The organism is Streptomyces araujoniae (assembly GCF_050871195.1).
Lineage (GTDB): Bacteria > Actinomycetota > Actinomycetes > Streptomycetales > Streptomycetaceae > Streptomyces > Streptomyces bacillaris.
The window spans coordinates 398,506-410,704 of the sequence record NZ_CP194070.1 but is presented as its reverse complement, the minus strand read 5'-3'; the positions used below and the strand labels follow the sequence as shown (position 1 = coordinate 410,704).

Below are 12,199 nucleotides of genomic sequence, written 5' to 3'. Positions count from 1 at the left end.
AGTACCTCCTGCGCACGGTGCGGCGGGTCGCGGAACGGTCCCGGGCAACTTCGGCCCCGGGCAAGGGCGTTACTTCAGATACGGGCCCGCCGTACCGATCTTCCCGGGCGCGGCGTTCCTGCCGCCGAGGTCCAGGACGTACACGCGCAGGTTCCCCTTGCCGGGCGCCGGGACCGTGAGCGTGCCGCCGCTCACCGTCCTGGTGTCACCCGTGACGGCGTCCTTGTACGTGCCGTTCGGGATGCCGGTGTACGTGGCGCCCCCGGAGACCGTCACCAGCGCGAAGCTGTCGGTGCCGGTCGCCGCGTCGGTGTAGCGCCGCTTGTACGCCATGGAGCCGCTGATGCCCTCCGTGGAGTACTGGCCCGTCTGGAGCGCCGGCACGGCCCGCCGGATCTCGTTGAGCCGCTGCAGGTGGCGGGCGAGCGGCGCGGCGAGGGTGTCGGCGACCTTGCCGGTGGCCGAGGTGACCTTGCCGAAGTCGGAGGCGGTCACCTCACCGGTGAGATGGTCCCCGAAGTAGGCGCGCCCGGTGGAGGCCAGCGGACACGTCGGCCCGCAGTCGATCTTCTTCCCCTTCTGGAACTCGATCTCGGAGCCGTAGTAGAGCGTCGGGATGCCCCGGAAGGTCCACATCAGCGACATGTTCTCGGCCCAGGCGTCCGTGCCGCCCGTGTACCGCTCGCTGCTCTTGTTGGGCCCGTAGTCGTGGCTGTCGACGTACACCACGTTGTAGGTGGCGTCGTGGTAACTGTCGTCGGAGTCCTTGCCGTTGTGGAAGGCGTTGTTCGCGTCACCGAAGTTCATGTGCATCCGCATGTCGATGACGTTCATCCCGGAGAACCGGCTGCGGTCGGGCGTGTGGTACGCGTTGCCCCTGAGGAAGGCGTTGTCGGACACGGGCTGCGCCGCCGTGCCCTGCTGCTGCTCGTAGTCGTACATCTCCAGGGCGGCCTTCTCGTCGTCGGCGCTGTACTCCTTGCGCTCCTTCCACGTGAAGAACTGCGCCGAGTGGTTGACCGAGCCGCGGTTCCACTTGTCGTTGACGAAGGCGGCGACCTCGCCGAAGACGAAGAAGTTCGCCGCGGCCGCGGCGCCGAACCGCTGGGTGACCCGCTCCTGGATCGCGGGCAGGAAACGGCGGTTCCAGGTGGTGCGGGGGATGTGCACCGCCGTGTCCAGCCGGAAGCCGTCCACGCCCATGTCGATGTACTTGTTGTAGGCGCCGATCAGATAGTTCTGGACCTGGGCGTTCTCCGTGTTGAAGTCGGCGAGGTCGTCATGGATCCAGCAGGAACGGGAGTCCTCGCCCTCCCAGTTGCCGATCCAGCAGTTGTGGTAGAGCGCCTTCGGGAACATTCCCGAAGTGGGGCTCGGCCACTGGCAGTTGTAGATCCGGTAGCCCTCCGGCGAGGTGTGCCCGGTGGGTGTGCCCCAGCCCACGCAGGTGTTGCCGGACGGCTCGGCCGTGGACCAGAGGTCGCCGTTGTAGTACGACTTCCCCGACTTGGGCTCGACGTTGAGGCCGTCGTACTCGAAGCCGTCGTTGCGCTCGTCGTAGTACCAGCTCCACTGGGCGTCGCGCACGCCGTACGTCTTCGGCGTGAAAAGCCCCTTGGCGCCCCAGCGCGAGGAGTGGTTGTGGATGACGTCCTGGTAGATCTTCATGCCCTTGGCGTGGGCCGCGTTGATCAGATCCTGGTAGGAGGCGCCGGCCGACTCCAGCCGCGGGTCGACCTTGTAGAAGTCGTAGCCGTGGTAGCCGTGGTAGTCGTAGTCCGAGCGGTTGAGGACGACCGGGGTGATCCAGATCGCGGAGAAGCCGAGCCCCTTGATGTAGTCGAGCTTCTGCACCAGGCCCTTGAAGTCCCCCCGGAACATGGGGTCGTCGTTGGCCGCGTTGCCGGACTTCACGTGCTGGCTGCCGCCCCGGTTGTTGGTGGGGTCGCCGTCGTTGAAGCGGGCGGTCAGGACGAAGTAGATCGGGTCCTTGCGGGGATCGGTGCCCAGGGGTGTACCGGCCGCCGGGGCGGTGGGCTTCTCGCCGGTGGTGGCGGTGGCCGCCGCGGACTCGGCCGACACGTTCCCGGCGGCGTCCACGGCCCGGACGGTGTAGCGGTAGGCGGTCTTCGCCTCGAGTGCGGTGTCCGCGAGGACGGTCGACCCGACGTCGGTGACCAGGGTGCCCTTCGTCCCGCCGGTGCGGGTGACCTGATATCTCGTCACCCCCCGGTCGTCCGTGGCGGGTTCCCAGGTGACCAGCACCGACACCCCGTCGGCCACGGCCTTCACCCCCGTGGGTACGGAGGGCGCCTCGGTGTCCGGCTCCTCGGCGGCGCACGGGTCCTTCGCGGTGGCGGTCACCTTGCGGTCCTTCACCGTGGTGAGCCCGGCCGGGAGCGTGTAGTCGGCGCCGTTGTTGTTGTCCCAGACCCCGGTGCCGTTGTTGAAGGCCGCCTGGAGACCGGTGGCGCTGCCCAGGTCCACCGTCCGCCGCACCCAGCCGGTGCAGGCCGCCTCCATCCCGACGCCCGGAACCGCCGTCCAGGCTCCGCCGTGCGGCCGGTAGTGCAGGTTGACGGTGGACCAGCCGACGGTGGACGTCGCGTAGTAGACGGACGCGGTGTTCGGCCCGCCGGGATCCGGCTCCTCGGGACCCGTCCCCGCACACGGGTCGCTGTGCGCCACGACCCCGTCCTTGACGGTGATGTTCCCGGTGCCCAGGTCGTAGTTCCGGCCCGCGTTGTTGTCCCAGGTGCCCGAGCCGTCGGTGAAGGTGGCCTGGAGCCCGGCCGCTCCGCCGAGGGGCACCGTCAGCTTGACCCAGTCGGCGCAGGCGGACTGCATGCGGGTGCCGGGCACGCTGGTCCAGGAACCGCCGTCGGGGGCGTAATGCAGGTAGTACGCCGACCAGTCGCGGGTCCTGGTGGAGTAGAAGACGGTCGCGGTGGTCGCGGCCGCGGTCGCGGCGACGGGTTCGGTGGCCGGTGCGGGGGCGGTCTGCGGTACGGCGGTGAGGAGTCCCAGCAGTCCGGCCGCCGCCAGGGCCGCCGCGAGCGGGCGGCCGGGCAGCCGGCGAGGGGTGCGTCTCATGCGTGTCTCCATGGGGAGGGGGGAGAACCCTGACGCGCCTCGAGGTTCGGCGAGTTGGAACACGGTCCGGCAGAAAACTCTGCCGGAATGTTGCTGCAATCTCTTGCGGGGTGGAAGTTACCGGTGCATGACAGGTCCGTAAAGAGATCCGACCGGGCCGGTTCGGCGGACCTATGCGGGACCGGTGGCCGGAATGGTCCGCCGCCCGGGAGCGTTCGCACGGTCATGACCTTCTCCGTCGATGTGACCGTGCGCGGCTACGAGCTGGACACCCAGGGCCATCTGAACCAGGCCGTCTACCTGCAGTACGCGGAACACGCCCGCTGGGAGCTGCTGCGGGCGGCCGGGCTGCCGCAGGAGAAGCTGCTCGCGGACGGGGTCGGGCCGGTGGCGCTGGAGGTCACCGTGAAGTACCTCCGCGAGCTGCGCGGCGGCGAGCGGGTGCGGGTCACCTGCCGTTTCGACTACGGCACGGGGAAGACGTTCACCGTGGAGCAGCGGATCCTCAAGGAGGACGGCACGGTGGCCGCCGAGATCACCGGCGTGGGCGGCATCCTGGGCCTGACCGCCCGCCGCCTCGTCCCGGACCCCGGCGGCCGGCTGGCCGCCCTCGCGGACAACCCGGACCTGCTCACGGGCTGACCGGCCGACCGTACGCCGGAGGCCCCCGCCCTGCGAGGACGGGGGCCTCCGGCGTACGCGGGGGCGAGCCGGTCAGACGGCGGTGCCGACGGTCAGCTGGTCGCCGGGGATGCCCGCCTTGCCCGGGGCGTAGTAGTCCTTGATCCCGGAGACCCAGGTCTCCACCCGGATCCGGTCCCCGTCGGCGGGCTCGAAGGCGTCGAAGAGCGCGTCGATGTTGGCCGGCTCGAACCCGATGGCCGTCATCAGCGCCATGAACAGGGGACGCTCGATCAGTCCGTCCCCGTCCGGGTCCCCGAGCGCGGCCAGCGCCTCCGCGAAGACCGCCACGGTCTCGTCGAACCGCTCCGGCGACAGCACGCAGGCGCTGAACTCCTCGAAGCTGATCTCGCCGTCGCCGTTCTCGTCCAGCTCGGTGAGCAGGGTCTGCCAGTACCGCCGGAACGCCGCCCGCATCGCGTCCCTCGCCGCCTGGTCCGAGGCGTGCGCCTCCCGGATGACCCGGTCGGCCATGATCTCGAAGTCGTCGGCCTCCAGGACTCCATTGGCGTTGGCATCGAACAGGGAGAAGACGAGCGCCACGCGCCGGTCGGCCTCAGTGGTCATGAATCCGTCACCTTTCGCCGTACGGTCCCGCCGGCCGGAGCCCGGCCGGCGGGACCCACTGTCCGGCCGGGACGGGGCGGGCACGGCGAAAGCCGTACCCCTTTCACCTGAAGGACGTAACCGCACCGGCGTAAACGTCCGGTTGAGGCAGACGGTGCGGGCCCGCGCCCCTCGCACGCCCCGGTACGGTCCGCCGACGACGGTGTCGTACCGGGGGAGCGGGGAAGGGGCCGCCGGGCCCACCTTCTAGGGTGGACGGATGCGAGCGACGACCACCGGGACCGGGGAAGCCGGACCGGCCACGACCCCGGAGACCCGATCGCTGCCCGCGCACGCGCCCGGCGCGGTCGACACCCCCTTCGTCATCCAGCCCTACGACGAGGTCGTCGCCCACGACACCCTCTGGGACGCGCACTCCCACCCCTTCCACGAACTCCTCTGGAACGAGCGCGGAGCCTCCTGCGCGGTGGTGGGCGAACGCATCTGGACGATCACCCCCACCCTGGGACTCTGGATGCCCGCCGGGACCCTGCACTCCGGATCGGCCCTGGCGGGGACCTGGTTCCGCGCGAGCTTCTTCGGCTTCCGTACGACGTCGTCGATCTCCGACACCCCGGTCGCCGTCGAGATCACCCCGCTGCTGCGCCTCCTCCTGGAACGCCTCGGCGAACCCGGCCTCGCCCCCTCCTCCCGGGCCGCCACCGAGGCCCTGGTCCTCGACGTCCTCGCCCCCTCGCCCCGCGAACTGCTCGTACAGCTCCCCGTCTCCGCCCTGCTGCGCCCCATCGCGGACGCCGTCCGCGAGGACCCGGCCGACCGGCGGACCCTGGCGGACTGGGCCGCCGAGCTGGGCGTGAGCACCCGTACGGTCACCCGGGCGTTCAGCGCCGAGACGGGCACGAGCTTCGTCCGGTGGGTCGCCGCCGTCCGCGCCCAGCACGCGATCGACCTGCTGGCCCGGGGCTGGGACGTGGAGTCCGTGGCCGAACAGGTCGGCTACCGCTCCGCGAGCGCCTTCGGCGTGGCCTTCCGGCGCACCACGGGGCTCACGCCGGGGGCCTTCCGGTCGGGGTGAGTGGCCCGGAAGCCGGTGGCCGCCGTCCCGGGGCGCTGACCGCGTGGTCGCCCCGTACCTTCGTTAGTGTCCTGATCGCGATATCCCATGTCTCAAACCGTTGATTGCGACACCCCGGCCCCCTCTCATAAGGTGCGAAGGCAAGCCTTACCTAAGCCGCTGTGCCTCCGCACCGCACCCCTCCACCACGGCCACCCACGCCCGGACGTGCGGGAAGCGGCACCCCGAACCTCCGGAAAGCCGGGTACTCACCCATGTCCACACACCGCCTCCGCCTGCTCGCCGTGGCCGCCGCCCTCGTCTCCGTAGCCGCCTGTGGCGGGGGTGGTGACACCGGGAGCCAGAAGGCCGAGGGGAGCGCGGCCGGCGGCTTCCCGCTGACGGTCGAGCACGCCCTCGGCAAGACCACCATCCCCGCCAAGCCGAAGCGCGTCGCCACGGTCAACTGGGCCAACCACGAAGTGCCGCTGGCGCTCGGTGTCGTGCCGGTCGGCATGGCGGCTGCCAACTTCGGTGACGACGACGGCGACGGGGTGCTGCCCTGGGTCGAGGAGCGGCTGACGCAGCTCAAGGCCAAGACGCCGGTGCTCTTCGACGAGACCGACGGGATCGACTTCGAGGCCGTCGCGGACACCAAGCCCGATGTCATCCTGGCCGCCTACTCCGGGCTGACCAAGAAGGACTACGACACCCTCAGCGAGATCGCCCCCGTCGTCGCCTACCCGGACGCCGCCTGGGCGACCCCCTGGCGCGAGATCATCCGCACCAACAGCAAGGCCATCGGTCTCGCCGACGAGGGCGAGAAGCTGATCACCAAGCTCGACGGGGACATAGCCAAGACCGCGGCCAAGTACCCGCAGCTCAAGGGCAAGTCCGCGATGTTCATGACGCACGTCGACCCCAACGACGTCAGCGAGATCGGCTTCTACACCACGCACGACACCCGGACGCAGTTCTTCAAGGACCTGGGTATGACGACCCCGGGCAGCATCGAGAAGGCGTCCGAGGGAACGGACAAGTTCGCCCTCACCAAGAGCGCCGAGCAGATCGACGCGTTCGACGACGTCGACATCATCACCGGCTACGGCGACGACACGGGCGAGCTGCTGAAGAACATCAGCAAGGACCCGCTGCTCTCGAAGATCCCCGCGATCAACCGCGGCTCGGCCTACCTCCTGCCCGGCAGCTCGCCGCTGGCCACCGCCGCCAACCCGACGCCGCTGTCGATCGGTTACGTGCTCGACGACTACGCCGCCGCCCTCGCCAAGGCCGCGGACAAGGTCAAGTGACGGTTTCCACGGACCGGCGCCCGCCGGACGCCACCACGGCCCGGCGTCCGGCGGGCGTCCGCACGCTCTGGCTCCTGCTCGCCCTGGCGGCGCTGGCCGCCGTCATGGTGGCGTCCGTCGCCTTCGGCTCGCGCGACGTGCCCTGGGCCGACGTCCAGGCTGCACTGGGCGGCGCCGACGAGACCCTGGGGCAGGCGGCGGCCACCAAGCGGATCCCCCGTACGGTCCTCGCGGTCGTCATCGGGGCGGCGCTCGGCCTCGCGGGCGGGGTGATGCAGGGGGTGACCCGCAACCCCCTGGCCGACCCCGGCATCCTCGGCGTCAACATGGGCGCCTCGCTCGCCGTCGTCACCGCCGTCGCCTTCTTCGGCCTCTCCTCGCCGACCGGCTACATCTGGGTCGCCATCGCGGGCGCCGGCCTCTCCGCCCTCTTCGTCTACACCGTCGGCACGCTCGGCAGGGGAGGGGCCACACCGCTCAAGCTGGCGCTGGCGGGCGCGGCCACCTCCGCCGCCTTCGCCTCGCTGGTGAGCGCCGTCATCCTGCCCCGCAACGACATCGCCGGAAGCTTCAAGCTCTGGCAGATCGGCGGCGTCGGCGGCGCCTCCTTCGAGCGCATCGGGCAGGTGGCGCCGTTCCTCGCGGTCGGCTTCGCCATCTGTCTGCTCTCCGCGCGCGCCCTCAACTCACTCGCCCTGGGCGACGAGTTGGCCGCCGGGCTGGGTGAACGCGTCGCCGTCGCACGGGCGGTGGCCGCGCTCGGCGCCGTACTGCTCTGCGGAGCCGCCACCGCCGTCGCCGGCCCCATCGGCTTCGTCGGCCTCGTCGTCCCGCACGCCTGCCGGCTCCTCGTCGGCGTCGACCACCGCTGGCTGCTGCCGCTCTCGGCGCTGCTCGGCGCGGTCCTGCTCACCGCCGCCGATGTGGTGGGCCGGATCGTGGCGCGTCCGTCCGAGATCGACGTGGGCATCGTGACGGCGCTGATCGGCGCCCCCTTCTTCATCTACATCGTCCGCCGACAGAAGGTGCGTGCCCTGTGAGCGCCCCCGCCCTCACCCGGCCGGCCCCCCGGGAGGCCGCGCCCGCGTCCGTCGCGGCGGCCACCCGCCGCCGGGTCCGCAGCGCCCTCCGCAGGCGCACGGTGATCCTCGTCCTGGCGGTCCTCGTCGTGGCCGCGTTCGCGGTGACGCTGATGGCGGGCCGTACGTTCTACCCGCCCGGCGACGTCTGGCGGGTCATCCTCGGGGAGCAGGTGCCGGGCGCCTCCTTCACCGTCGGGCGGCTCCGGCTGCCGCGCGCGGTCCTCGCCGTGGTGGCCGGATTCAGCTTCGGCCTGGCCGGGGTCACCTTCCAGACCATGCTGCGCAACCCGCTCGCCAGCCCCGACATCATCGGCATCAGCTCCGGGGCGAGCGCCGCCGCGGCCATCGCGATCGTCACCCTCTCCCTGGGCGAGATCCAGGTCTCCGTCCTCGCCATCGCCGCCGGACTCGGTGTCGCCCTGCTCGTCTACGCGCTCGCGTTCCGGGGCGGAGTAGTCGGGACCCGGCTCATCCTCATCGGCATCGGCATCTCCGCCATGCTCGACAGCATCACCTCCTACACCCTCTCGCAGGCCGCCGAATGGGACCTCCAGGAGGCGATGCGCTGGCTCACCGGCTCCCTCAACGGAGCCAGCTGGGACCAGGTGCTCCCCGCCCTCGCCGCGGCCGCCGTGCTCACCCCGCTGCTGCTCGGCCGGGCCCGCGACCTCTCCGCGATGCAGCTGGGCGACGACACCGCCTCCGCCCTCGGCGTACGGGTCGAACGCACCCGGATCACCGTGATCGTGGCCGCCGTCGGGCTCATCGCCTTCGCCACGGCCGCCGCCGGCCCCATCGCCTTCGTGGCGTTCCTCTCCGGCCCCATCGCGGCCCGGATCGTCGGCGCGGGCGGCTCCCTGCTCGTGCCCGCCGGGCTCGTCGGCGCTCTGCTGGTCCTCGTCGCGGACTTCACCGGCCAGTTCGCCTTCGGCGAGCGCTACCCCGTGGGCGTCGTCACCGGCGTCCTCGGCGCCCCCTACCTCGTCTACCTGATCATCCGCACCAACCGGGCGGGAGGCTCGCTGTGACCACCGACCACCAACTGACCGCCGAACACCTCACGCTCGGCTACGGGGACCGTACGGTCGTCTCCTCGCTCGACCTGGTCGTACCGCCCGGCGCGGTCACCGTCATCGTCGGCGCCAACGCCTGCGGCAAGTCGACGCTGCTGCGCTCGATGTCCCGCCTCCTCGCACCCCGCGAGGGCCGCGTCGTGCTCGACGGCAAGGAGGTGCACCGCCTCCCCGCCAAGGAGCTGGCCCGCACGCTCGGCCTGCTGCCCCAGTCCCCGGTGGCCCCCGAGGGCATCACCGTCTCCGACCTGGTCGGCCGGGGCCGCCACCCGCACCAGTCGATGTTCTCCCGCTGGAACGAGAAGGACGACGCCGCCGTCGCCTCGGCCCTGGAGGCCACGGCCACCGAACCGCTCGCGGACCGCGCGGTGGACGAACTCTCCGGGGGCCAGCGCCAGCGCGTCTGGATCGCCATGGCCCTCGCCCAGCAGACCGATCTGCTCCTGCTCGACGAGCCCACCACCTTCCTCGACGCCAGCCACCAGATCGAAGTGCTCGACCTGCTCACCGACCTCAACCAGGAGCGCGGGACCACCATCGTGATGGTCCTCCACGACCTCAACCTCGCCGCCCGGTACGCCGACCACCTCATCGCCCTCGCGGACGGGAAGCTGCACTCCTTCGGCTCCCCGGCCGAGGTGCTGACCGAGGAGACCGTCCGCGCCGTCTTCGGCCTGGAGAGCCGCGTCATCGAGGACCCCGTCTCGGGCCGGCCCCTGATGCTCCCCCTCGGCCGGCACCACGTCCTGGACCGGGCGGAGACCGTCGGGCAGGGGACGGCAGGGGGAGCGTGCGCCCCCTCTGATCGGCTGACTGCGAACCGTGGCTGACATGTTTCGCGGGACGACGGGGGACACAGGGGAGGTCTGTTCCCGGGCCCGGAGCCCGGACGCCCCGACACCCCCGAACCGGCCATTGGGAGAACCTCGGTGGAGAACACCTCGGTGCGACACGCCCCTGCACAGGACAAGGAAACCGTACGGAGCTGCCCCTTCGACTTCGCGGAGCGGCTGGAGTTCGACCCCCAGCTCAAGGAGTTGCTCACCGAGGAGCCCGTCTCCCGTATCCGTATGGCGTACGGCGAGGGCGAGGCCTGGCTCGTCACCCGGTACGAGGACGTCCGGACGGTCACCACCGACCGGCGCTTCAGCCGCGGTGCCGTCCTCGGCCGGGACTTCCCCCGGATGACCCCCGAGCCGATCGTGCAGGCCGAGTCCATCAACCTCATGGACCCGCCCGCCAGCAGCCGGCTGCGCAGCCTGGTCGCCAAGAGCTTCACCCCGCGCCGCGTCGAGCAGATGCGTCCGGGCACCCAGCGCGTCGTGGACCGGCTGCTCGACGAGATGGAGGCCGAGGGCTCACCCGCCGACTTCGTCGCCCGGGTTTCCTCGCCGCTGCCGCTCATCACCATCTGCGAGGCGCTCGGCATCCCCGAGGCCGACCGGCCCTGGCTCCGCGCCCACGCCATGACGATGATGAGCGTCGGCGCGGCGGGCAAGGAGGACGCGGTACGGGCCAAGGCCGAACTGCGCGGCTACTTCACCGAACTGACCGCCGAGCGCCGCCGCTCCCCGGGCCAGGACCTGATCAGCACCCTGGCCACCGCCCGCGACGGCGACGAACTGCTCGACGACAAGGAACTCGCCGTCATGGCGATGGTCCTGCTCATCACCGGCCAGGACACCACCACCTACGAACTCGGCAACATCGCCTACACCCTGCTGACCCGGCCCGGCCTGCTCGGAACGCTCCGGGCCGAACCCGGGCGGCTGCCCCGCACGATCGACGAGCTGCTGCGGTACATCCCCTTCCGCAAGGGCGTCGGCATCCCCCGCATCGCCCTGGAGGACGTGGAGCTGGGCGGGGTCACGATCAGGGCGGGCGACGTCGTCCACGTGTCGTACCTGACGGCCAACCGGGACGGCGCCAAGTTCGACCGCCCCGACGAGCTCGACCCCGACCGGCCCTCCATCCCGCACATGACCTTCGGCTGGGGCGCCCACCACTGCCTGGGCGCACCGCTGGCCACCATGGAGCTGGAGGTGGCCTTCACCACGCTGCTGGCCCGCTTCCCGGGCCTGCGCCTCGACGCCGCGCCCGAGGACATCCGCTGGAACACCACGTCCATCTGGCGTTACCCGCTCGCCCTGCCCGTCACATGGTGACGAGAGCCCCCGCTCCCAGATACGAGGAGAACCCATGGCGACCCTGTGCCGACCGGCCATCGCTGTGCCCGAACACATCATCACGATGGAGCAGACGCTGGACCTGGCGCGGGAGACCCACCACGGGCACCCGCAGCGCGACCTGGTCCTGCGGCTCATCCGCAACACCGGTGTACGGACCCGGCACCTGGTGCGGCCGATCGAGGAGACCCTCCGGCACCCCGGCTTCGAACTCCGCAACCAGGTGTACGAGGCCGAGGCCAAGTCCCGGGTCCCCGACGTCGTACGGCAGGCCCTCGCCCACGCCGGGACCGAACCGGACGAGATCGACCTGATCGTCTACGTCTCCTGCACCGGCTTCATGATGCCTTCGCTGACCGCCTGGCTCATCAACACCATGGGGTTCCGCGCCGGGACCCGGCAACTGCCCATCGCCCAGCTCGGCTGCGCGGCGGGCGGGGCGGCGATCAACCGGGCGCACGACTTCTGCCGCGCCTACCCCGGCTCCAACGTCCTCATCGTCTCCTGCGAGTTCTGCTCGCTCTGCTACCAGCCCACCGACATCGGCGTCGGATCGCTGCTCTCCAACGGCCTGTTCGGGGACGCCATCTCCGCCGCCGTCGTCCGGGGCGAGGGCGGCACCGGTATGAGCCTGGAGCGCAACGGCTCCCACCTCGTGCCCGACACCGAGGACTGGATCTCCTACGCCGTCCGCGACACCGGATTCCACTTCCTGCTCGACAAGCGCGTCCCCGGCACCATGGAGATGCTCGCGCCGGTCCTCAAGGACATCGTCGACCTGCACGGCTGGACCGTCCCGGCCATGGACTTCTTCATCATCCACGCGGGCGGACCGCGCATCCTCGACGACCTCTGCCACTACCTCGACCTGCCGATGGAGATGTTCCGCTACAGCCGGGCCACGCTCACCGAGCGCGGCAACATCGCCAGCTCCGTCGTCTTCGACGCGCTCGCCCGCCTCTTCGACGACGGCGGGGCGGCGCCCTCGGCCCAGGGCATGATCGCCGGATTCGGCCCCGGCATCACCGCCGAGGTCGCCGTGGGCAGCTGGACCCACCACGACCCGGCCGCCGGCCCCGACCGGGAGCTGGCCGAGCTGGAGCTCACGACGGGCGTTGCGCTGTCCGGCTGAACCCGTGTTAGGGCGCCGCAC

10 protein-coding genes are annotated in these 12,199 nt (G+C 71.2%); 8 read left to right on the top strand and 2 right to left on the bottom strand.

Annotated features, from left to right (window positions below; all coding sequences use genetic code 11):
* Positions 1-69 precede the first annotated feature (69 nt).
* Positions 70-3,093, bottom strand: a complete 3,024-nt coding sequence (locus ACQ9ZG_RS01620; protein ID WP_109917545.1) for a carbohydrate binding domain-containing protein — start codon at positions 3,091-3,093, stop codon at positions 70-72.
* 225 nt (positions 3,094-3,318) lie between these two features.
* Between ACQ9ZG_RS01620 and ACQ9ZG_RS01615 the strand changes: the two genes are divergently transcribed.
* Positions 3,319-3,735, top strand: coding sequence for an acyl-CoA thioesterase (locus tag ACQ9ZG_RS01615; RefSeq protein WP_109917544.1), 417 nt, complete (start codon positions 3,319-3,321; stop codon positions 3,733-3,735).
* 72 nt (positions 3,736-3,807) lie between these two features.
* On the opposite strand, the gene ACQ9ZG_RS01610 is transcribed toward ACQ9ZG_RS01615, so the two are convergent.
* Complete coding sequence (locus tag ACQ9ZG_RS01610; RefSeq protein ID WP_028417284.1) at positions 3,808-4,341, bottom strand: EF-hand domain-containing protein; 534 nt, start codon at positions 4,339-4,341, stop codon at positions 3,808-3,810.
* A gap of 259 nt (positions 4,342-4,600) precedes the next feature.
* Here ACQ9ZG_RS01610 and ACQ9ZG_RS01605 point away from each other — a divergent pair, with 259 nt between their 5' ends.
* The 7 genes from ACQ9ZG_RS01605 (at position 4,601) to ACQ9ZG_RS01575 (ending at position 12,178) form a co-directional block, all read left to right on the top strand.
* Entirely contained in the window at positions 4,601-5,416 is an 816-nt protein-coding gene (locus tag ACQ9ZG_RS01605) for a helix-turn-helix domain-containing protein (protein WP_050451295.1), read from the top strand.
* 254 nt (positions 5,417-5,670) lie between these two features.
* On the top strand, positions 5,671-6,705 hold the full coding sequence (locus ACQ9ZG_RS01600; protein ID WP_109917543.1) for an iron-siderophore ABC transporter substrate-binding protein: 1,035 nt from the start codon (positions 5,671-5,673) through the stop codon (positions 6,703-6,705).
* Positions 6,702-7,745, top strand: a complete 1,044-nt coding sequence (locus tag ACQ9ZG_RS01595) for a FecCD family ABC transporter permease (RefSeq protein WP_018491362.1) — start codon at positions 6,702-6,704, stop codon at positions 7,743-7,745. The genes ACQ9ZG_RS01600 and ACQ9ZG_RS01595 overlap by 4 nt, the downstream gene beginning before the upstream one ends.
* On the top strand, positions 7,742-8,815 hold the full coding sequence (locus ACQ9ZG_RS01590) for a FecCD family ABC transporter permease (RefSeq protein WP_028417280.1): 1,074 nt from the start codon (positions 7,742-7,744) through the stop codon (positions 8,813-8,815). Before ACQ9ZG_RS01595 ends, ACQ9ZG_RS01590 begins: the two co-directional genes overlap by 4 nt.
* Positions 8,812-9,690: an ABC transporter ATP-binding protein gene (locus tag ACQ9ZG_RS01585; RefSeq protein ID WP_109915661.1), complete on the top strand. Its 879-nt coding sequence runs from the start codon at positions 8,812-8,814 to the stop codon at positions 9,688-9,690. Before ACQ9ZG_RS01590 ends, ACQ9ZG_RS01585 begins: the two co-directional genes overlap by 4 nt.
* Before the next feature lie 99 nt (positions 9,691-9,789).
* Positions 9,790-11,025, top strand: a complete 1,236-nt coding sequence (locus tag ACQ9ZG_RS01580; RefSeq protein WP_084996622.1) for a cytochrome P450 — start codon at positions 9,790-9,792, stop codon at positions 11,023-11,025.
* A gap of 34 nt (positions 11,026-11,059) precedes the next feature.
* On the top strand, positions 11,060-12,178 hold the full coding sequence (locus tag ACQ9ZG_RS01575; protein ID WP_028417277.1) for a type III polyketide synthase: 1,119 nt from the start codon (positions 11,060-11,062) through the stop codon (positions 12,176-12,178).
* Positions 12,179-12,199: the final 21 nt, after the last annotated feature.